The sequence below is a fragment of the Bacillus sp. 17RED48 genome (assembly GCF_019837545.1).
Taxonomy (GTDB): Bacteria; Bacillota; Bacilli; order Bacillales; family Bacillaceae_G; genus Bacillus_A; species Bacillus_A wiedmannii.
The window spans coordinates 426,099-447,620 of sequence record NZ_JADAXG010000003.1 but is presented as its reverse complement, the minus strand read 5'-3'; the positions used below and the strand labels follow the sequence as shown (position 1 = coordinate 447,620).

Here is a 21,522-nt window from a genome sequence, read left to right as displayed (position 1 = left end):
GTTCTAGAAATTGTAGAAGAATCTCTACTTTCTAGAACTACGGTAGTCAAAGTTAATTGAGCAAAAGATAAAACAAATGCCAAATTATAGACGGTAGCGCTCATAAAATAGCACGGCCGAATACTTTAACCCGTAGTCCAGTTCTTTCATTGGGAACTAGGTAGAAACGCTCGGACCATATTACCGAGTATATACGAGTGATGATGTGTAAAATTATTATATTGGTAATATATCAAACTTTTAGTGTGCACGCAATATATATATGAACATTTTTATCAGAATCATTCCTAACGTTCGTTTTTAAAGGTTAAAATAATAGTATTTTTCATTCATCAATGAATAACAACCAGAAAAAACTTACAATCCAAACTCTAAACTACATTCACCTACAACAACCGATCTTTTACCAACAATTAATCTTCCTCACTTTGAGCTATAAGTCTTATTCCCCTCATATAGTGAAATAAAATATGGATTTAAAGTCGACTTTCGTTAACAAAATCAACCGTTAGGAAGCATTCATCTAAAATAAAAAAAAGCTCCAAATTATATTATATTTAAGTCATAGATATTAAACTTAATAAAATTAAAGGCAGGAACATATTTGAAATGTTCCTGCCTTTTTATTGTGGGATACCGATACATAGCCATCTAGCTAAGATTTTGAAGTGCTGTAAAATCAAAAATTTCATCTCACCACAGTTTTCTATGAGAATCCAGTGATTAGCTTATTTACATCATTTTCGAAAGTGGAAGTTAAAAGTTTTTAGTTTCTTGCGCAATTAAAGCACTACATTAATCTAGAAATTTAAGTGATTCCAATTTCCCAATTATCATTGACTTATATTTGATAGCTTCATACTGTGAATTATCAATTTTTGTCTTTTTTATATTTAACATATCAAATATTTCTCTTTCAATATCTCTTCTTGCTTCTAAAACTTTAATTGTTCCGTCTAAACCGTGATAGCCTTTCATCTTCCCATACCCTTGATTTGTATAATACTCAATAAATCCAGCAGACCATTCTTTATCTCTTTCATTAAATACCTTTCTGAATGAGAATTCCAAATCATCTTGTTCTATATAAAACAATACTGGATTTAATTTCTCTATAATTTTCTCTAATGCATTAATATAACTTATAACTTTCTCTTTTTTTGCACCATATTTAACCATCCCGATTGTTAATGGATTTTGTATGAAGCAACATTCAAAAATATAAATTTTATTTTCGTTGTTGGCTATTTCAACAAAATCCCTCCATTTTTCAGTTATTAATTCAATATTCCTCTCTAGCGGTAATTCATATATATCATTTTTGAAAATGGTATTTAATAAATTTTCAGGAAAATTAGAGCTGTATTCATTTTTAATTTTTTTATATGGCAATAAATAATTGTTTTCTCGCTTCGTGACTCTATCACTAATTACTTCCTTAAAATTACCACTATTCACTAACAAACTTTCGAATTCACTTTTATCAAAACAAGATACCCCATCATAATCAGCAGGGTGGTCTGGATTCCCTTCAAGAAATAACTCAGCGTCAATATTTTTTTCAATTAGAATATCGTAAAGCAAGCTTGCAGTGGTGGATTTCCCAAAGCCAGGAAGCCCTTCTACTATGATTAATTTCGTATTCAAAAAATCTACACCTTTCAAAGACAAAACGGACTAATTATCCTATAAATCTTTATCTAAATTTAATAAAACTAGAACTTCTTTTCCTATGTATCATTATTTCGTTATTTCACCAAACTGCGCTCTCGTTACTTTCGCTAAGTCATCCACTTTCAGCTCGATTTGTATACCAATCTTCCCGCCGCTTACAATGATTGTTTCAAGCGATTGAGCAGTCGCATCAATGCATGTAGAAAATAACTTCTTCATTCCTACTGGTGAACAACCACCGCGAATGTATCCTGATACTTTCGTAATATCTTTTACAGGAATCATTTCAATCTTCTTTTCGCTGACCGCTTTTGCGGCAGCTTTTAAATTTAGTTCCTCATCTACCGGGATGATAAACACATGATAATTTTTACTATTCCCTTGAGCGATTAACGTTTTATATACTTCTCTCACTTCTCGTCCAATTTTCTCAGCTACTGATACGCCATCAATTTTTCCATCGTCCGGATCATATGACATCATCGAATATTCGATCTTTTCTTTATCTAATATTCGCATCGCATTTGTTTTATCTTTTTTCATGGGTTTCTCCTTAAAAGGTTATTTCATATTATTAAGTTTTATTATACACCTTTTTCCATTTATCCTACATAACTTCACGTATATTTCAAAACTAAAAATATTGATAATTCAAAAATCATCTGATATAATTTGGAAAAACTTATGTTAAGGAGAGATTTGTCATGCGAAATATTAATACTTCTTTCCAACTTCATCATCATACGTAATGCCGTGTATCCGAAGAAAAATTTTTCTTCGTGGGTACAGGGCTTTTCCTGTTGACCCACGAAGCGTTCATAAAGCTATGTGGGTATTTTTATACCTGCATAGCTTTTTTAAATTTAAAAAGGAGAGATTACAATGGAAATGAAAAATGTAAAAGGAACGAAAGACTATTTACCAGAGGAACAAGTGTTGCGAAATAAAATTAAAAGAGCTTGTGAAGATACGTTTGAACGATACGGATGTAAACCGTTAGAAACACCTACGTTAAATATGTATGAGCTTATGTCTTACAAGTACGGCGGTGGCGATGAAATTTTAAAAGAAATTTATACGCTTCAAGATCAAGGAAAACGTGACCTTGCCTTACGCTACGATTTAACCATTCCATTCGCAAAAGTCGTAGCGATGAATCCGAACATCCGCCTCCCTTTTAAACGGTATGAAATTGGGAAAGTATTTCGAGATGGTCCAATTAAACAAGGGCGATTTCGTGAGTTCATTCAATGTGATGTTGATATAGTCGGTGTAGAATCAGTCATGGCAGAAGCTGAACTTATGAGTATGGCGTTTGAGCTGTTCCGAACGTTAAACTTAGAAGTAACGATCCAATATAATAACCGAAAATTGTTAAACGGCATTCTCGAGTCCATTAACATCCCTACTGAACGAACGAGTGACGTCATTTTATCATTAGACAAAATCGAAAAGATTGGGATTGATGGTGTACGAAAAGATGTATTAGAGCGCGGAATTTCTGAAGAAATGGCTGATACGATATGTAATACCGTTTTATCTTGTCTAAAGCTTTCAATTGCTGACTTTAAAGACACTTTTAATAATCCACTCGTTGCCGATGGAGTAAACGAATTACAACAATTACAACAATATTTAATCGCTCTTGGAATAAATGAAAATGCTATATTCAATCCGTTTTTAGCGCGAGGACTTACAATGTATACAGGTACCGTGTATGAAATCTTTTTAAAAGATAGCTCGATTACATCCAGCATCGGTAGCGGTGGTCGATACGATAATATTATCGGAGCATTCCGTGGTGATAACATGAACTATCCAACAGTCGGTATTTCATTCGGTTTAGACGTTATTTATACAGCACTCTCACAGAAAGAAACGATATCATCTACAGCGGATGTATTTATCATCCCACTCGTGACAGAATTACAATGCTTACAAATTGCCCAGCAATTACGTTCTACAACTTCCTTAAAAGTCGAACTCGAACTAGCAGGCCGCAAATTAAAACGTGCCCTTAATTACGCAAATAAAGAGAATATCCCTTATGTGCTTATTATTGGTGAAGAAGAACTTAGTACAGAAACCGTTATGCTGCGGAATATGAAGGAAGGTAGTGAGGTGAAGGTTCCCCTTTCTTCTTTAAGTAGTTATTTATAATACGAATCACCCTCGTTTGGGTGGTTTTTCTATTTTATAGATAACGAAACAATTAGTTAACATAAAATAATTATATTCCACTAAAAACCACAAGTATTTAATATCCAATCACCTATTATTTTTGGTAATATATAGATATTGATTGTTTTAGGAGGATTTACTTTGAAAACTTACATACAAGCAATAAAGTGGACTACAGGAATCTATCATCTTTTATTACTTCCTTGCTATTATATATTTCCAAGTCTTGTTAACCTAGATGGGATACCTTTACTACTATTGATTGCTTTACATATCACTACTATTTTATTAGCTAAAAAAGCAGGCATGAATACGTACGCTCATTATATAGGTATTATCGTTACTCTAGTTGCCTTCTTTTCTTATATAAACATCGTTCTACATATTATAGCAGCCATTTTCCTTTTATTAGATGCTGCTTCCACAAATAAAAAAGAAGTGTATGATTCATAGCTGGATAATATAAAACTTTAATCAGTAAAGTTTTGAATTAGGTTAGCAAATCACAAAATCATCTCACAAACTAAGCTTATTACTAACACCCAAAAAGGATTTACTTTTTAAGTAAATCCTTTTTTATTTAAACTTGCATTTCTTACTCCAGACAAATAAAAGAATATTCTGTTTCATTTTTATAAAATTCTAAATATTTACAATAAACTCCAATTAACATACATTTTAGTTATGCAAAAAATCTAAGTTTAAAGGAGATGAATTCATGTTTAAAAAATTAATAGTAGGTGCAGCAGTAGCCATTACAGCATTAACTGGCGGAATGGGTTCAGTATCAGCTAGTACCGAAAAGGATTATTCGATTAGCTCTTTTGAATATGTAACTGTAGATGAAAAGACTGTAGATTCGTTTAACAAATTGGATGCTCCATCTAAGGAAGACGTAAAAATAACTGTAGTTCTACCGAAACAAAATCAAAATGGAGACTGGTTATCTTATGGATTTTCGAACAAAGAAAGTTTAGATTCTTTTATTGAAAAAGACAAACAAAGGTTGAATAATACAATCAATCCCCTTGGTGTTGGAGGGAGCGGACCTAATAGTACAGATTTCTATGAACATGCAAATAAAGGTGGCGAGTATTTTTCTCTTAGTAGCGGTTTTAAAAATTTGCCTCCTAATTGGCAAAATAGAATTTCTTCTGTAAGTACAGCATCCCCTACTGCTAGCTATTCGACAACGCTATGGGATCGTACTTCAACTGAAGAATATGGTAAAGGTATCGTCTTCAAACACTCTGATTGGTATGGTAAAACTGTAAACTTGAATGACTTTGCAATTTCAGCAGTTGAAGTTAAAAAGTAAAAAATATAGAAATAAAAGGTGTCTTCACCTATGGAAAACACCTTTTATTTCTACAACTCTTAACTATTATTTTTCGTATTCCTACTCTCCAAAACTTTCTCCATATTATGAGTTGCCCATTCCATCATTAATAGAATCATTGGACGTAGTGATTCACCAAGCTCAGTTAACGAATATTCTACTTTCGGAGGAACTTCACGGTATACTTCACGATGGATGATGCCATCTGCTTCAAGTTCTCTCAGCTGCAGTGTTAACATTCTTTGTGTAATATTAGGTTTTAATCTTTTTAATTCATTAAACCTCTTTGTACCATCTAATAAATGATACAAAATAACCCCTTTCCATTTTCCACCAATAACCTCAACCATAGCTTCAACTGGACAAGAATATTTATTTAGAAATGGGTAATTTATATTATTTTCATTCGAACAATCCATCATAACTCCCTTCCCTTACCAATAGTATCTTTTTTGATACTATAACACAAAAATGTGCGTACTTGTTTCTACGTTACTTTAAAAATATAATTTACTTACAAAAACAAATTAATGAAAAGAGGTACTTTTATGACAAATACAAAACAAATTACAAAAGAAAAAATTATGGAGGCTTTCCATTTCAGACATGCATGTAAAGAGTTTGATCCTATGCACAAAATTTCAGAAGAGGATTTTAAATTCATTTTAGAAACAGGCAGATTATCTCCTTCTTCTTTTGGTTATGAACCATGGAAATTTATTGTCGTACAAAATAAAGAAGTAAGAGAAAAACTACAACCGTATTCATGGGGCGCTGGTGGGCAACTTGCAACAGCAAGTCACTTTGTCATTGTTCTTTCAAGAAACATTAAAGATATGCATTATGATGCAGAGTATATTAAATATATGATGAACGATATTATTGGATTACCTGAAGACACTCAAAAAATTAGATATGAATTCTTCAAAAAGTTCCAGGAATCCGATTTTAACTTGTTACAATCGGATCGTGCTGTATTTGATTGGGCGTCTAAGCAATCTTATATTGCTTTAGGTAATATGATGACGAGTGCAGCTCAAATCGGCATTGATTCTTGTCCAATAGAAGGATTTGATAAAGAGAAAGTAGATTCTTTACTTCGTCAAGAAGGTATTATAAAAGATGATAATCTTGAAGTATCTGTTATGGTTGCCTTTGGTTACCGTAAAGAAGAGCCAAAGCGTGATAAAACAAGACAGACTATGGATACAATTGTTGAATGGATTTAGTAATATAGCACTCACAAATAAAACTCCTTCTAGCTAAATACTTATTCTATTGAAGAATCAGTTGTTTTTCCAATGTATGAAATTGATTTTTCATGGAAAGATATGTTAGTATGTATACAGTTTGAGCGCTCTATTTTTTAGAGTCGAACAGGAGGAGAATGGATATGTCTGATATTGAAGTTGGCGAAGTGTTTACTCTCAGTGATGAGAATAATGAGGATCAGGAAGTAGAAGTACTCGGAGCGATGGATGTCGAAGGCGCAGAATATATTGCGGTTGCCTTCGTAGAAGACATTCAAACAGAATCTGAGGAAGACATTGATATTTTCTTTTTAAAAGTAGAAGAAGATAATGAGTTTTCATACATTGAAAATGATGAAGAGTTTGATAAAGTATCTGCTGCTTTTGATAAAATTTTGGATGAGCAAGAGCAAGAATAATATGAATGAAAAACACGAGGGTGGATGCATATCCGCCCTCTTTTTATTTATCCCGCTATTCGCCGGGCAGTAAGAGCCCGATTGATGAGGGCTGATAATCAGTGGGGGTGGACAAAACCCCCACTGATTAAAGTTTCACTTTATCACTCATCCAAAGACTTATGCAGCAATTCCAATACATCTTTCATCACAAAAGGACCGTCTTTTTTCACATGCTCAGCGAATTCAGAAACGAGACGTAATGTTTTTACACTTTCAATCGGATGCTCGCCTGATGCACTTTCAGCGGAAAGCATAACTGCATTCGTTCCGTCCAGTACAGCTTGAAACACATCAGTTACCTCAGCCCTTGTTGGAATAGAATGATCTACCATTGATTGAAGCATTTGTGTCGCTGTAATAACATATGTATTCGTTCGATTACATTCCTGAATCATCATTTTCTGCAAGAGCGGAATAAATTGATACGGCAACTCTACTCCTAAATCGCCCCTTGCAATCATAATTCCGTCTGCTTCTTTACATATATCTTGAAAATTCTCGATCGCTTCCATCGTTTCTATTTTGGCAATTACATTCGGTGAAGTTTCTTTGTACTGTTGTATAAAATCTCGTATTTCTTTTATATGACTAGGTTTTCTTACGAAAGAACATGCGATAAAATCAACATCCTCTTCTAGAAGAAACTGAATGTCTTTTTTATCTTTTTCTGTAATAGCTGGTAAACTAACGATTGCCCCTGGTAAGTTCACCCCTTTATGAGATGAGATATTACCACCTGTTTTCACCTTTGTTTCTATTTTATCCGTACTTATCTTTTCAACGATTAATTCAACTTCGCCATCATTAATTAAAATTCTACTGCCAACTTTCACGGCATTCGCGATTCCTGCATAATCAACACTTGCTTCTCTATTGCTCCCTGTAACTGGTTGCGTATGTAAAATAAAAGAATCTCCCGCCTGAAGTGTAATTTGCTCTCCTTTTATTTCACCTAACCTTATTTTAGGACCTTGTACATCCCCTAAAATTTTAATAGAATCGTCTAACGATTTGACTAAACGAATGATGTCTTTATGACTTTCATGCGTGCCATGTGATAAATTCAACCGCACTATTTTCATACCATTATTTATTAACTGCGCTAACGTTGCTTTATTATTACTTGCTGGGCCAATTGTACAAACTCTATCGATTGTCATTTTTATCACCATCTTTTTTAGATAAGTTTCCCACATAACCTTAAAAATAACAGAGATCATGAAATGATTAGATTTAAATTTACACGAATTTCATAAAGTTAAACCTGTTTCCCTTGCTGGCTAAGCATTAGAAGGGATATTCGATTTTTTACAAATGAAGAAATGTTGAATCAAAAGTAAAAGGTAAGTTAAGTATGGGACAAGTTATTGAGAGTTTCAAAATTTTCATATATTGTATGAAATGAGTTCGAACTCAAAAATTTAAAAAAGGTGGGAAAATTAGTGAATATGAAAAAATCTTTAGCGGTGGCAACTTTAGGGTTAGCGGTTTTAGGTTTTGGTTTTACTAATTACGCAAGTGCTTCAGAGGTGGGTGCTGCAGACAAGCAGCCCGTTTTGGTTAACTACGATACAGTTCAATCAGCAAAAACATCTAATGTTCCTAGTTTGGTTGTTGCAGCTGCACCTAAAAATGACCCTAACATTAGCGTGTATACTCCCTTTTTCGGTACCCCATATGCAGTTGCTAAATCGAAACCAACTACGACCGAAGACTATATTTATGCAAAAGCAAGAACTTTCAATGGCGATGGCTCATTAGTGAATACGAAAAGTAATAGTACCAAAAAATCAACTTATGTAAGTGCTACAGCGACCCACACAAGTGTTTATTATGGAGATGATTACGCTATTGGTAATCATACCTATAAATTAAATGGTTATAATGATGTAAATCACGAAACAAAAGCTTCCTGGTAAGAAAGAGAAAAAAGATATGCATCTTGCATATCTTTTTTCTCTTATATTTTAAATATATTGAGGTGCTATTTATGAAACAAATGTATATTATTATCAGTGTTATACTTATTTCGTTAATTATCATTTATGTTTTGTTCCCTACTTCAATCATACAACCACATACATCTCCTACAGAAAATAAGCGAGAGCAACAAACCAATACTATTTCTTACGGATTGAAGAATACTAAAGGTCAACATATTAATAATGGTAGTGAAATTACTATGGAGAATAATAAAATAAATGTATCGTTATCATTCATACATAATGTTGATGAAGACCGAAAATATGGATTAATTGTCCTAGAAGATTACGAACAAAAGCCTTTTAAAATAGAAGAAGCTGCTAATGAAGTATTACACTATTCTTTTGATATGAAACCAAATAGTTCAATTACTACGAGAATCACTTTACACACTTCTCCTAATGCAAGTGAATTAACCTTTTTATAATTAAAAAACCTGAATATAAATTAAAAGATAATGACTTAAATAAAGCGGTTATATTAGAAGAGATTTTAAGTATGCGATACTCCATAAATTCCTCTCAGGAGAGAAGCAAAAAAATAAAACTCACCTTTATACAACCAAATGCTATTTTAAAAGATGGTCTTTATGAACCATTATTTGTTACGAAAACTGAAGGAAAATTACAAACTGTCTTCTCTGAAAAAGAAGGCAGACAATTAACCTTATCAAACGGTAATGAAACAAAAGATGAAATGACTTACGCAATCGTGGCCTTTAAAGATTGGGAACAAGTTGAAATATTTAATGATAAAAAAATCGTTTATACTGCGGTCGCACCTGAAACGAGACAAATTTTCAATTTCACATTGCCTTCAGTGGATCAGGAAAGTAGTTTTCAGTTCGTCGCTTTTCCATTTCCTTATAAAACTAGTGAAGAAGATTATGTCAGTCAACAAGCATTCGGTTCATTTCGTATGGTAATTGAAAATAATTAGGCTTTTACAAAAAAATAAAAAAGCCTACTTCCACAGTAGGCTTTTGAAACTACGAAAGTTTCGTTATTAGCTGATTTAAATCTTTTTTCGTTTTCGTCGTTAAAGACTTCATTTTAGTAATATCTATCTTTTCTTTCTCCGCTCCTACAATTAACGGATACATACTTTGCCCAATTGTTTTATATTCAGCTGGATGTGATGCTTCTAACTCTTTCTCAATCACATCCCACTTTTCATTAATTTGTTTTCCAAGTTTATTTACTGTTTCTAATTTCGGATTCGCTGCTAATTGCTTGTCTAAGCTTTCAATTAATGCAGCAACTTCTTTTACATTTGTTTTCACGGCTACGCTTTTCTTCGGATCTTTCGTTGTTTTTCCGTTTGAGTTTGTACTTGTACCTTGATCTGTCGTTTTTCCGCTAGTCGTTTCGTCATTCGTTTTTCCTGTCGTCTCTTTTTCTTTTGTTTTTACATTCTCATTTTGAGATGACGTTTTACCGTTACTTTCTGTTCCTGATGATTCTTTCGTATTTTTTGCATCTTTATCGTTTTTTTCATTTGAAGAAGTATTTGTATCTTTTTCAGTATCTTTCGTTGTTTTTGACGTCTCATCTACACTTGTCGTTTTTGCTTCTCCTTCATTTTGCGCTGTTACTTGTTCTTTCTTTTCTGTCTCTTTCTCTGCTGAAGGACTACAAGCTGCCATAGTAAGCATTGTACCAATTGTTATCGATGCGATAGCGACCTTTTTCATTTTCATATAAATCCCCCTATGTTTACTTTATTTATCCTCCCCTTTACGATTCGATTTCCCCTTAAAAAATCCCTTTTCATACGAATCACCATCTTTCCGACAGTAATCTTCATAATAATACGTACAAAAACTGATAAACCAATTTGAATATTCGAGTTTCTTCTACTTCATTTTTCTTCTCTGTAGTAAAAGAAAAAGAGTATATTGTCACATGAAGAATTACTATCTTCATATGACAATGTACTCTCCTATCAAATTTTTATCTTTCTTGACATTTTATTTATACAAAAAAATAAAATTTTCTTTCATTTTTTGTTTCTCAATAATTGTTAACATAATATATTTATGAGTAACCACCGTTCGAATGAATGACTTGCCCCGTAATCCATTTTGCTTCTTCACTTACTAAAAAAGAAATTAAGCGCGCTGCATCTGACGGTTCTCCTACTTTACCTTGCGGGAACTTCCATGCTAAATGATGCTTCAGGTCCTCTGTAATCCATCCTGTATTCGTCGGCCCTGGATCAACTGCATTCACTGTAATCCCCTTCTCCATCGCAACTGGTGCTACTGATTTTGTAAATGCTTCAATTGCTCCTTTCGTTGCTACGTATACTAATTCATCTGGCATCGGACCTAATGACTGTCCTGAAGTAAGATTAATAATACTGCCACTCGTTTTCAGTGCATAATGTTTTATAAATAATGAACTTAATAACATAGTAGCGCGAACATTCACTGTATAATGTTTATCTAACTGTTCTACATTTAATTCTTCAATTCTCGTATGAGTAGCATACGCTGCATTATTAATTAAAATAGATGGATCACCTAAACGTTCTGAGGCCATATAAAACAAACGATTTGGTGAATACGAATGCGATAAATTGATTTCTGCCATTTCACAGCGAACACCTAAACTTTCAATCTCCTCTTTCAACAAAAAGGGCTCTTTGTCATGCATTCCCCACGGCATCGCTTTATCATACTGAGACCAGTACGTGAAAAAAATGTCTATCCCTTCTTGAGCAAGCACCTTGCATACAGCTGCACCGATTCCATTCAGACGAGTTGCCCCTGTTACAATTGCTATTTTCTTCACCTTTTCTCCTCCATCTATGGATAAATCCCCTGCACGAATACAGAGGATCTATCTTTTTATTCAATATTTGACAATATGCGTTCTGCACCTAATTTTAAAATTTTAATGAAGATATAATTTACAATCGTAAACATTACAAATAAAACGATAAACATAACCCATAGTCCTACTTGAAGGAAGAAGTATAATAAACTTACTCCCGCTACAATAACTAAAGCTATAAAAATATTAGCTAAAAAATTCCACAAAGTTGTATATCGGCTCTTAAATAATTTCTGCTCTGTATCCCAATGTATATCTGCAGTTTGTGCATCCCAACGTGTACCGATTAAATTAATTAACAATAACCCGTTCGCACTTAGTAAAAACCACAGTAACATGAACACAGGAGAAATCCCTGCTACAACTGCCATCGTAATACCGAATACTGCTAAAATAATTACATTAATTAACCAAGCAGTGATTGCTTTCGCAAAAAAGATATCCGAAGCTTTTACTGGTAAATATCGATTCACAAACCATGAACTTCCATCTCGTGAAAATGACGTTGTTGCGATGACGTTACTTCCCATTAAAAATAACGATGCACAAAGACCAACGCCAATTGCAAGTCCTGCTGATTTTGGATTATCAATATACCCTGTGATCCACTTTAAATTCCCATCTTGCACGAATAAAACAAAGAATAACATAATCGGCATAACAAAAGTTTGTACGATACAATTTAAGAAAAATTGTGGTGTACGGAATAACGTTTTAAATTCTTTTTTCACATACGCTTTCAAATGTGAACTTTGTACCGTTGATTTCTGTAAACCTTCTGCTGAAATGACCTCTTTTTTTGCTGTACTCGTTGAAAGTCCAATAACCCCTTTTAAATATGTACGCTCTGCAATGTAATAAAACAACACAAAAAATACAAATGAAATAAGTGCAAAGATGATTACGTATAAAGGACCCTTCCAATTTGCATTTTCTACTAATGCCACTGCCCCAAAATATGTAGTTGGAAAATAATTTGTCATTTGTACTAGAAGAGAAGATTCGTTGTTCGCAAGATAATTCGTAAGTGCATCTTCAGAAAACGAACTTTTATTTTTCCACTGTAAAAACACATTAATTCCTACAATAAATAGTATACTTACGATTCCAATAAATATATTGCCTCGATCTTTATTTTTCGCTATATTTGTATACCTCATAATAACTGTCATTAGTAATGAAGCTAATACTAACGGCACAATCGGGAAGAGTAAGTAAATGAAAATCATGTATATGTAATATGTAATAAATGCACTACTTTTTAACCCGTACGTAATAAAGATTGGTAATAAAATAAATGAACTCATTACGTATTGTGTAATTAATACCGTTAAAAACTTTGCCGAAATAATCTGCGCTGGCTTCAATGGTAACGGCAATAACATTTCAATGTCATTACTATAGTAAAATACAGTTAAAATGTTCGTTATACTCATTAAAAATACCCATATACTCGCAATCGCAAGTCCCATTGCGATAATCATTCCTGGGTCTTGCCCTAAATGTTTCATCCCTTCATACAATCCGTGCGTCATCGAACCAAATATTAAAAAGCCAACAAATAAAATGGCTGCAAATGAAAATACATACGCCCATCGCTTCTTCTTATCTGTTATAAAATCTGCATAATTTAATTTTAATAATACTTTCGTTAACGTCCAAATTTTACTCATTGCCCGTCATCTCCAAGAACATTTTTTCAAGTGATTCATTGGATTTAAAATGATCTCTCATTTCACCTAAATTCCCTTTAAACTGAAGATTTCCCTTATTAATAATCGCGACGCGGTCACATATTTTTTCTGCCACCTCTAATACGTGTGTAGAGAAAAATACAATCTTTCCTTTATCCGCATGTTCTCTCATCATTTCTTTTAAAATATATGCGGATTTCGGATCAAGCCCCGTTAACGGTTCATCTAAAATCCATACATCTGGCTCATGCACGAGCACACCAATAATAACGATTTTTTGTCTCATACCGTGCGAGTAACTTTGAATTTGATCCGATAACGCATTGTAAAGATCAAATTTCTTCGCTAAAGACTCGATTCGCTCTTGTCGTACTTCTTTCGGCACTTCATACATATCTGCCATAAAGTTTAAATATTCAATTCCCTTTAATCGCAAAAACATATCTGGGCTATCTGGAACATAACCAAACGTCTTTTTCGCTTCCATCGGATTTTTCATAATATCTTTACCGTTAATCGTAATCGTCCCTTTGTCCACTCCATGAATACCAGTAATCATCTTAATTGTCGTTGATTTTCCCGCACCATTTGGCCCTAAAAATCCAAAAATTTCTCCGCTAGGCACAGATAAACTTAAATCTTTTACTGCATAGGTAGACCCATTATAACTTTTTGACACATTCGTAATTTCAATCATTCCATCCAATCCTTTCCTTAATTACCAAATAACTATATCAATATTATAGCATACTTCTATTTTTAGATTTTTATATTTTTTCAGTTTTTTTAGCCTTTAAAATATATATACACACCTAATCCAACGATTAAAAAGACAGCTAGTATAATATAAATCATTGTCAGCCGTTTAATATTCCCTTTTGTCGCTTTACTATAATTCGCATCACCATTCCGCCCAATTAACACCGTTGCCACTACAGTAATCACTACAAGTAATACAACGATCATGATCCAAGTTAGCATTCCTTCCTCCCCCTCCTTACAACCATTTTACAATATTATCCTCTTTATTTCGCATTATATTTCCTCTTTTTACTATTATTATGAAAAGAATTGGAAAACTATTATTACTATACATTTCCATATGTGATATATTTATAACATTGTAAGGAGGACCTATTATGAAAACAACTTGGATAAAATATTTAGGATTTCTCGGTTTCTTCGGTTTCCTCGGCTTTTTTTATGAAAAAGGGTTGTTTACTATGTTCTGTTTCTTCTCCTTTTTCACAACGTATAGAACGGTTCAACACGATGAACTATTTGAACAAATCGTCAATAAATCATGCCGCAATGCCTTTATCGTTACATTACTAACTACCGCTGTCATTATGTTTATTGAAATGTTATTTCCAAACCCGGTGCTACAAGAGATTGATATCGCTCTTATTTTCAGCACACTCATTCTTACGTTCGGCTTCTCTATGTTCTTTTACGATAAACCAGTTGATGAATTGGAAGATGCACCATGGCGTTCGTAACGAAAATAAAAGAATACCGCGCCAAATCGAACATGACACAAGAAGATTTAGCGAAAACTGTTGGTGTACGCCGTGAAACAATTAGTCATCTCGAAAAAGGAAAATATAACCCTTCCTTACAGCTTGCTCACGATATTGCGAAGGCTCTTCATAGTACCATTGATGAAATTTTTATTTTTGAGGATTAATTGAGGACACAAAATCATATAAAAATACCGGCATTCTTTTCACAAAGAATACCGGTACTTCTCTTTTATCACCCATACAAAACAGCATGAAATACGCCTAACAGTAAGTATTGATCCTCTATATAATCTTCATCATATACATCCATCTCGATAGAATACATATCTTCCTCAAGACGAATATTCCAATCTGCGATTACATAACCGTTTCGTAATAACTTTCCAAGCCCAATTGAAGTTTTGTGAACAACATATTCTTCTCTCTTATATGTAAAGGTAAATAAGAAATTGGCATCTAATAACTTTCCATCACATACAAGTATTTCATGCTCTGTATCATTATGATCGATGTACGTTACTAAAATCCTTCTTTGACGCTGCCTACTTACATCCTTTGCAATAACGCGAATATTGTCCTTACTATCCTTTATTTCATAAATGATATTACTACCGACTTTCGGAATAAAGTCTAGCACTCTCATCAACGTATTTTTATAATAACCCCGTACTGCGCCTACTCCTTTGCTTCCATTGTAAACCTCTATCGAAGTCGTATCCGCTTTACTATCACACAGTCGTTTATAAGAAAGCTGCATCATTCGCTCTCCTCTTAAGTACTGATCAAACGTCACAGGATATTCTATCGCGCGCAGTTCCTTATTGAGCTCATTCAAATAACGTTGAACGCTCTCTACTAATGTTGTAGTTGATATACGCTCTTGAAGTTCAAATTGTTGCCAACTTGAAAAAACTCTCCACTGATCTTCCTCTTCATATACGAATCCGAGAATTACTTCCTCACGGTCACTCGTTTCATAATTCAATTGTTCTTTCTGCCCATGTTGCACTTGTTCCATCCACTGTCCTAAATAAATGCCAAGCTCTGCAACCTTCATGCATGGCTTCTGAAAAAATACGCTGTCACTCGCGCGAATTGTTAAATCCCCTTCAATAAAGCCATTTGCATAAGCGGCATACCGTGGCTCATCCTTCTGCGGAATACTCTTGTCTAACTCAAATAAAAACGTTAACATCTTTCACTCACCTCTAGTTATTACACCGATCTTACCTATAAATTGAACGCAACTCAAATTATATCGACGATTTTTCCAACATATCTACCGTAACTCAAAATATATCAACACGATTAAAATGAAACTACCTTTTCTTCCGCCACTTCCACAATTCCTAAAATTTGTAGCAGACTCTCCACCTCATAAGTCGGCTTAACACCTGTCATATTTTCTTTCAAACTCGGATTATACCAACACGTATCAATGCCGTAATCTTCTCCGCCTTTCATATCAGAAGTTAGCGAATCTCCAACCATTAATACACTTGATTTATCAGTAATTCCAAACTTCTCAAATGCATAATCAAAAATCTCACGTGCTGGTTTTTGATGACCAACCTCTTCTGAAATAATAATATGATCAAAGAAATTACATAAAGGCGAATTTCCAATTCTAGATTGTTGCACCTTCGTATATCCATTTGTAATAATACCTAACTTGCAATCTTGTAGATTCTCACATAATTGCACTGCACCTTCTATAAGGTGTACTTCTTTCCCTAAGTTTTCAAGGTATACATCACTAAATTGCTGCGCATCTACTTCTATATTATGAACGGCAAATAATTGTCTAAATCGATCTACTGCTAATTCACTTAGCGTAATCATTTTATTTTCTAAATCTCTCCATAATCCATTACTAATCTCTTTATAACTTGCAAGATAATCATTATACCCTGTAGGCATCCCGAACTGTACAAACGCGTTATACAAAGCATTTCTTTCCGTTTCAGGAAAATCTAATAATGTATCATCTACGTCGAATAATATAACTTTATATTTCATTATGCTCTCCTCAACTAGTACGTTATTTACAACTTGTATTTTCTCATTAATTGACTCTTAAGTCGAACTTTTTCCCTTTACAAATAGTATCTGTACAGAGAACTTAAAGTTGCTTTTAGGCACACGAGTTATGTTATTCAAAAATAATTAATTGTGAAAACACTATAAATTTGAGATAATTTGGATAATGAATCCAATTTTCAAAAGGGTAATACAGGAATAGAAAGGGGGCGGAACAACATAGTAAATTCATGGGGAAGACCTAAAATACAAATCCCAAAAACAAAAAGTGAATGGGTTGGAGATATCATTGGATATTCATTGTTCTTTGGATCAATCATTTTTTTGATTATTATTTGGGGAAGATTACCCGAGGAAGTACCCGCACATTATAACGCATATGGGGATGTAGATCGCTGGGGATCAAAGTGGCAACTTTTGCTTCTGCCATTAATAGGAGCTTTCATACTCCTATTAATGCAAACTTTAGAAAAGTTTCCAGAAGTTCATAACTACCCACAAAGATTGAATGAATCAAATGCTAAGCAGTTTTATTTGAATAGTAGAAAAATGCTAAATCAATTAAAAAATGTCTGTTTACTTATCTTTGCTTTCATCCAATTTGAAACAATTTCAATCGCTTTAAATTGGAGCGGCGGTTTTGGAAAATTATTTTTACCGATATTGTTAATTGGTACAGTTATTCCAATTGTAATAGGAATAATAAGGCAACGAAAAATTTCATAATAGAAACAGGAGGCTAATCCAATTAGCCTCCCTCCTCATTATTTATCTTCTAGCAATAATGCTTTCATTTCCTCTAACGACTCTTTCGTAAAGCCAAGTGCTTTTTCAGCATACGCTTCAACTGAACCGTATTGCTTTTTCACTTCATCAATCGCAGCTTGTAAATATTCAGCGCGCGCTTCAAACATCGCACCTAATATCGCTCTACTTTCATCGTTTTGAAGTTTTGCACCTAAAAAGGCCATCATTTTTTCATTTAACTTTTCACGGAAACCGTTACTTAGTAAATAGTCTTCCATTACTGTTTTTTCCGGTACACCTAGTAAAAGTAATAATAGTGCTGATCCGAATCCAGTACGGTCTTTTCCAGCTGTACAGTGGTTTACTAACGGTAAGTTTTCTGGGTTTTGCGCTAAGTTTAAGAAGCTCACGAATGCTTCATTACCACTTACGAAATCTTGATTCATTTTCACAAGGTACTCGCCTGGTTTCCCTAACATAGAAAGGTCACCAACTTGGAAAAATTCATTTATGTTCAAGTCTTTCGCCAATTCTTGCATAACTGGTAAGCATACTTGACGAGCACCTGTAATTTCTGGATTCGGCTTATGCTTCACTTCAAAGTCTGTACGGTAGTCACAAATTAACTTTAAGCCAGACTTTTGTAAATAGTCTATATCCCACTCTGTTAGTCCTGCTAATTCTTCAGAACGGTACAAATTGCCCCATTTTACTTTACGACCTTCAATCGTTTCATATCCTCCCATATCACGGAAGTTAAACGCGCCTTTTAATGGTAATCTACGCTCAGCTACTGTCACTGCTTGTCCATTACTTCCAACTAGTCTAAAATATGGACGCTCATTTTCACTCGGGTTTACAAGTGTACATGATGATTCTCCATTTACCGTTGCAAGTAATTCTCCCGTTTCTTCAATATGATCTGGTGAAGTACTCCAATAAATGCGAACTTCTTCTATATTATTTTCCCATTTTATATGTAACGTATTGTCTTCATTTCTTTCTACAGTTGCTTGTAACCAATTTCTTTGCTGCTCCATTCTTTCACCAACGCTTTCTCATATAATCGAATCTTTCTCTATTGTATTATAGGAATATCTATTTTGTCGTTCTCATTTTTCTTTTTATCTTACAAATAGGCAAGAAGTTCTTTTACTTGTTCATAAGTTGTACACGGATTCCCGCTAAATAAGTTCAAGATAGTACTCCTAAAACTTCCTCACATATCGCTCAGTGGAACTAAGCAGCTGACATCCATTCTTCCCAAAAACATCCTTCATCCACTCATTTTGTACATTTGTCTCGCCAATATAATAAGATGCACCTATTTCTTTTAAGACAAACATTGCCCCTGTAAAGAATGCTGCTTCATACCCTTTATTTCGCATATTTGGAGCCACTGCGAAATACATTAGTTTTCCTTCTTCTAACGTCCCCTTTTCAATATGCGGGATTACAATCCCTATCGGCTCTTCATCGATACTCGCTGTTAAACAATGTTCTTTCCATTGCTCACCAATTTCTTGTAGCATCATATTTACAAATTGATCATAAGTGACTTGTTCTTCTGTCATCTCGTTCCAAAGAGAATAAAAAGCTTCTTCTCCTACTTCTTCAATAAGCTTAAAATTAATATCACTTTCTACATCTTCTACTTCATATATATCCTTAAACACAATCATGTTTTCAGTAGCATATTCAAATGAATACGTTTCGAAACATTTCTTATACACATCATAATTTGGGCTTTTTGAAGAAATTTCAAAATGCAAGTTTTCTATTCCCTCTTTTTCAGCCTCAGCAACGCAATATTGCATGATTTCCTTTAATTTCTCTTCTGTAAAAGGCTCTGCATTATTTTCTTTTATTATTATAGAAGAAGCATTTCTTCTTATTTTAAAATGTTTTTCTAACTGTTCTATAGTCATCATATACTTCCCTCATCTATATCATACTAGAATTTCTACTTGTTCTCCTTGCATGAGCAGGATTGTCCTTGAATATATAGAATACTAGAAAACATTGCATCTTTAAAGTGCGGAGGAGGTTCTCCATTGGATATTACAACATTGCAACAACAGTTAGAGCTTATACAACAAAATGACTATACGCAACTGCAACATATAGATTTGAATGAGTTAACGCTCAATATGCTTCAGTATATCGGAACAACTGATAGTTACGTTCGTTACCAACTTATATATAAATGTTTTGCACATTTCATTCATCATGAATTCCTTATGGATGATCAACTGAAATTACTTCTACAAACTTGTTTAAGTGATGAGTATTTATATTATGACATTTACTCCCCACATACAGATGGGGTTTTCACACGTTCTTACACTGTTTCATTAATTGCGCTAATACTCCAATTCGCTAACTCGCACTACTTTTTCACAGAGGAGGACATTGAAGAAATAAAAAACAAACTCATTTCATATACAAACTTAGAAACGGATTTTCGAGGCTATATTGAAAATAAAGGATGGGCTCATTGTATTGCCCACGTATCAGATGCCTTTACTGAAATTGTTCACAATTCCTATACGACCTTTGAGTGGTATGAAGAATTAATTCATTGTTTATTAAATAAAATTTTTATCCCATCGGATCTATTTCATAATAATGAAGATGAACGAATTGTTACACCGTTACTATCGATGCTATATCATGATTTTCCGCAAGATGAGTTAATTTCAATTATTTATAAAAAAATAAAAAGGCTTCCTCAAATTAGAAAACGCCTTTCACTTAATGAGTATTGTATATTATGTGCCAACATTAAAACCTTTTTACGCACATTATTTTTCAGAACGAAAGATGATCATAACTTAGCCTATACAGCACGTAAAACAGAAAGAATGTTAAAAGAACTTCCTAACTATTATTAAAAGCAAGGAGAAATAACATGGGTTATATTGAAGACATGAGAAATTTAGTAGGAAATCATCCACTTATTTTAATAGGTTCACACGCCATTATATTAAATGAGAACAATGAAATATTACTGCAGCTCCGTACAGATTTTAACCGCTGGGGTATTATTGGCGGAGCCTTAGAATATAACGAAACGTTAGAAGACGCTTTAAAGCGAGAAGTATATGAGGAAACTGGACTTTTCATCAAAAATCCAGAACTATTCCGTACATACTCAGGACCAGATTTCTTTCAAATCTATCCAAACGGCGATCAAGTACACGGTGTACTCGTTGTTTATATTTGCCGCGAATTCAATGGTGAACTTGTATGCGACCAAACAGAATCGAAAGAACTACGCTTCTTTCCGCTAGATGCGTTACCTAGTAATCTTCCTCCTGTTATTGATAAAATTATTAAGGAGTTTCAGCACTCCAATTAAAAAACATTACATAGTGTATATAGAAATAAAACAACCTCATTTCCCGTCATAATAACGCGAAATGAGGTTGTTATCGTTCACCGTAAATCCCTATTCCCCCAAAAATAACCAAATGATATTAACGTTCACTTTCTACAGCTGTATATCCCCTTACAAATAAGAGTGTTATATAAGAAATAATGAATGAAAAAATAGTATACATGCCCACCCAAAAGAAAAATGATGGATCATACAATGTAACATTTAACATAAGAAAAATAAGAAATATTACCATTGGCATCACATAAAATGCACCTAATTTATATGTCCCAGCTATTGAAAAAATACAAATAAGCAATGGATATATACAGAAAATAAAAATGAATTCACTCACTGTTATGTCCCCCTTTCTGAAGAAATAATAGGTTTCTCGTAAACATTTGGGGGAACAAC

Annotated in this window: 25 protein-coding genes, 1 pseudogene and 1 riboswitch; of the genes and pseudogenes, 12 read left to right on the top strand and 14 right to left on the bottom strand. The window is 33.6% G+C overall.

The window, feature by feature from the left end; genetic code table 11:
- Positions 1-113: 113 nt before the first annotated feature.
- Positions 114-217: riboswitch (purine riboswitch) on the bottom strand.
- Between the two features lie 578 nt (positions 218-795).
- Both ILT06_RS15145 and ybaK read right to left on the bottom strand, forming a co-directional pair.
- Positions 796-1,647 (bottom strand): P-loop NTPase family protein, encoded by an 852-nt coding sequence (locus ILT06_RS15145; RefSeq protein WP_098111987.1) that lies wholly within the window; start codon positions 1,645-1,647, stop codon positions 796-798.
- Positions 1,648-1,740: 93 nt separating this feature from the next.
- On the bottom strand, positions 1,741-2,217 hold the full coding sequence (ybaK, locus tag ILT06_RS15140) for a Cys-tRNA(Pro) deacylase (protein WP_064475857.1): 477 nt from the start codon (positions 2,215-2,217) through the stop codon (positions 1,741-1,743).
- Between the two features lie 339 nt (positions 2,218-2,556).
- Between ybaK and ILT06_RS15135 the strand changes: the two genes are divergently transcribed.
- The 3 genes from ILT06_RS15135 to ILT06_RS15125 all read left to right on the top strand — a co-directional run bounded on the left by ILT06_RS15135 (position 2,557) and on the right by ILT06_RS15125 (position 5,173).
- Complete coding sequence (locus ILT06_RS15135) at positions 2,557-3,834, top strand: histidine--tRNA ligase (protein WP_222655246.1); 1,278 nt, start codon at positions 2,557-2,559, stop codon at positions 3,832-3,834.
- Between the two features lie 162 nt (positions 3,835-3,996).
- A complete protein-coding gene (locus tag ILT06_RS15130; RefSeq protein WP_222655245.1) occupies positions 3,997-4,308 on the top strand; it encodes a hypothetical protein in 312 nt (103 codons plus the stop codon).
- A gap of 265 nt (positions 4,309-4,573) precedes the next feature.
- On the top strand, positions 4,574-5,173 hold the full coding sequence (locus ILT06_RS15125; RefSeq protein WP_064475859.1) for a hypothetical protein: 600 nt from the start codon (positions 4,574-4,576) through the stop codon (positions 5,171-5,173).
- A 59-nt stretch (positions 5,174-5,232) separates the two neighbouring features.
- Here ILT06_RS15125 and ILT06_RS15120 read toward each other — a convergent pair whose 3' ends face one another.
- The gene (locus ILT06_RS15120; RefSeq protein WP_000340656.1) at positions 5,233-5,613 is read right to left on the bottom strand and encodes a winged helix-turn-helix transcriptional regulator; all 381 of its coding nucleotides are present in this window, start codon (positions 5,611-5,613) and stop codon (positions 5,233-5,235) included.
- A gap of 129 nt (positions 5,614-5,742) precedes the next feature.
- On the opposite strand from ILT06_RS15120, the gene ILT06_RS15115 reads away from it, so the two are divergent.
- Positions 5,743-6,423: an NAD(P)H-dependent oxidoreductase gene (locus ILT06_RS15115; protein WP_064475860.1), complete on the top strand. Its 681-nt coding sequence runs from the start codon at positions 5,743-5,745 to the stop codon at positions 6,421-6,423.
- A 158-nt stretch (positions 6,424-6,581) separates the two neighbouring features.
- Positions 6,582-6,863, top strand: coding sequence for a DUF1292 domain-containing protein (locus ILT06_RS15110; RefSeq protein WP_002008111.1), 282 nt, complete (start codon positions 6,582-6,584; stop codon positions 6,861-6,863).
- A 143-nt stretch (positions 6,864-7,006) separates the two neighbouring features.
- On the opposite strand, the gene ILT06_RS15105 is transcribed toward ILT06_RS15110, so the two are convergent.
- Entirely contained in the window at positions 7,007-8,077 is a 1,071-nt protein-coding gene (locus ILT06_RS15105) for a pyruvate kinase (protein WP_081257298.1), read from the bottom strand.
- A gap of 270 nt (positions 8,078-8,347) precedes the next feature.
- On the opposite strand from ILT06_RS15105, the gene ILT06_RS15100 reads away from it, so the two are divergent.
- Both ILT06_RS15100 and ILT06_RS15095 read left to right on the top strand, forming a co-directional pair.
- Positions 8,348-8,824 (top strand): hypothetical protein, encoded by a 477-nt coding sequence (locus ILT06_RS15100; protein ID WP_064475862.1) that lies wholly within the window; start codon positions 8,348-8,350, stop codon positions 8,822-8,824.
- A gap of 71 nt (positions 8,825-8,895) precedes the next feature.
- Positions 8,896-9,827: pseudogene (locus ILT06_RS15095) on the top strand (hypothetical protein).
- 49 nt (positions 9,828-9,876) lie between these two features.
- On the opposite strand, the gene ILT06_RS15090 reads toward ILT06_RS15095, so the two are convergent.
- The 5 genes from ILT06_RS15090 to ILT06_RS15070 all read right to left on the bottom strand — a co-directional run bounded on the left by ILT06_RS15090 (position 9,877) and on the right by ILT06_RS15070 (position 14,400).
- Entirely contained in the window at positions 9,877-10,587 is a 711-nt protein-coding gene (locus ILT06_RS15090) for a hypothetical protein (RefSeq protein WP_064475863.1), read from the bottom strand.
- A 337-nt stretch (positions 10,588-10,924) separates the two neighbouring features.
- Positions 10,925-11,683 carry an SDR family oxidoreductase gene (locus tag ILT06_RS15085; RefSeq protein ID WP_098101594.1) on the bottom strand — a complete coding sequence of 253 codons (759 nt, stop codon included), beginning with the start codon at positions 11,681-11,683 and terminating at the stop codon, positions 10,925-10,927.
- A gap of 56 nt (positions 11,684-11,739) precedes the next feature.
- On the bottom strand, positions 11,740-13,398 hold the full coding sequence (locus ILT06_RS15080) for a putative ABC transporter permease subunit (RefSeq protein WP_000036858.1): 1,659 nt from the start codon (positions 13,396-13,398) through the stop codon (positions 11,740-11,742).
- Positions 13,391-14,116, bottom strand: a complete 726-nt coding sequence (locus ILT06_RS15075; RefSeq protein WP_046957932.1) for an ABC transporter ATP-binding protein — start codon at positions 14,114-14,116, stop codon at positions 13,391-13,393. Before ILT06_RS15075 ends, ILT06_RS15080 begins: the two co-directional genes overlap by 8 nt.
- A gap of 89 nt (positions 14,117-14,205) precedes the next feature.
- Positions 14,206-14,400, bottom strand: a complete 195-nt coding sequence (locus ILT06_RS15070; RefSeq protein WP_222655244.1) for a hypothetical protein — start codon at positions 14,398-14,400, stop codon at positions 14,206-14,208.
- Positions 14,401-14,558: 158 nt separating this feature from the next.
- On the opposite strand from ILT06_RS15070, the gene ILT06_RS15065 reads away from it, so the two are divergent.
- Entirely contained in the window at positions 14,559-14,918 is a 360-nt protein-coding gene (locus ILT06_RS15065) for a DUF3796 domain-containing protein (RefSeq protein ID WP_098101597.1), read from the top strand.
- Positions 14,906-15,106, top strand: coding sequence for a helix-turn-helix transcriptional regulator (locus ILT06_RS15060; protein WP_061678929.1), 201 nt, complete (start codon positions 14,906-14,908; stop codon positions 15,104-15,106). Before ILT06_RS15065 ends, ILT06_RS15060 begins: the two co-directional genes overlap by 13 nt.
- A gap of 68 nt (positions 15,107-15,174) precedes the next feature.
- Here the strand turns inward: ILT06_RS15060 and ILT06_RS15055 are convergent, their stop codons facing one another.
- Entirely contained in the window at positions 15,175-16,137 is a 963-nt protein-coding gene (locus ILT06_RS15055) for a tubby C-terminal domain-like protein (protein WP_098101598.1), read from the bottom strand.
- Positions 16,138-16,250: 113 nt separating this feature from the next.
- Positions 16,251-16,961 carry a YjjG family noncanonical pyrimidine nucleotidase gene (locus ILT06_RS15050; protein ID WP_088047137.1) on the bottom strand — a complete coding sequence of 237 codons (711 nt, stop codon included), beginning with the start codon at positions 16,959-16,961 and terminating at the stop codon, positions 16,251-16,253.
- Between the two features lie 321 nt (positions 16,962-17,282).
- On the opposite strand from ILT06_RS15050, the gene ILT06_RS15045 reads away from it, so the two are divergent.
- Positions 17,283-17,708 carry a DUF1648 domain-containing protein gene (locus ILT06_RS15045; protein WP_000464977.1) on the top strand — a complete coding sequence of 142 codons (426 nt, stop codon included), beginning with the start codon at positions 17,283-17,285 and terminating at the stop codon, positions 17,706-17,708.
- A gap of 38 nt (positions 17,709-17,746) precedes the next feature.
- On the opposite strand, the gene ILT06_RS15040 is transcribed toward ILT06_RS15045, so the two are convergent.
- A complete protein-coding gene (locus tag ILT06_RS15040; protein WP_098101600.1) occupies positions 17,747-18,769 on the bottom strand; it encodes a tyrosine-protein phosphatase in 1,023 nt (340 codons plus the stop codon).
- A gap of 168 nt (positions 18,770-18,937) precedes the next feature.
- The gene (locus ILT06_RS15035) at positions 18,938-19,660 is read right to left on the bottom strand and encodes a GNAT family N-acetyltransferase (RefSeq protein WP_000988268.1); all 723 of its coding nucleotides are present in this window, start codon (positions 19,658-19,660) and stop codon (positions 18,938-18,940) included.
- 123 nt (positions 19,661-19,783) lie between these two features.
- Here ILT06_RS15035 and ILT06_RS15030 point away from each other — a divergent pair, with 123 nt between their 5' ends.
- A complete protein-coding gene (locus ILT06_RS15030; RefSeq protein WP_098101601.1) occupies positions 19,784-20,623 on the top strand; it encodes a DUF2785 domain-containing protein in 840 nt (279 codons plus the stop codon).
- A gap of 17 nt (positions 20,624-20,640) precedes the next feature.
- Positions 20,641-21,090 (top strand): NUDIX hydrolase, encoded by a 450-nt coding sequence (locus ILT06_RS15025; RefSeq protein ID WP_222655243.1) that lies wholly within the window; start codon positions 20,641-20,643, stop codon positions 21,088-21,090.
- Positions 21,091-21,208: 118 nt separating this feature from the next.
- Here the strand turns inward: ILT06_RS15025 and ILT06_RS15020 are convergent, their stop codons facing one another.
- Entirely contained in the window at positions 21,209-21,463 is a 255-nt protein-coding gene (locus tag ILT06_RS15020) for a YbeF family protein (RefSeq protein WP_098101603.1), read from the bottom strand.
- Positions 21,464-21,522 lie beyond the last annotated feature (59 nt).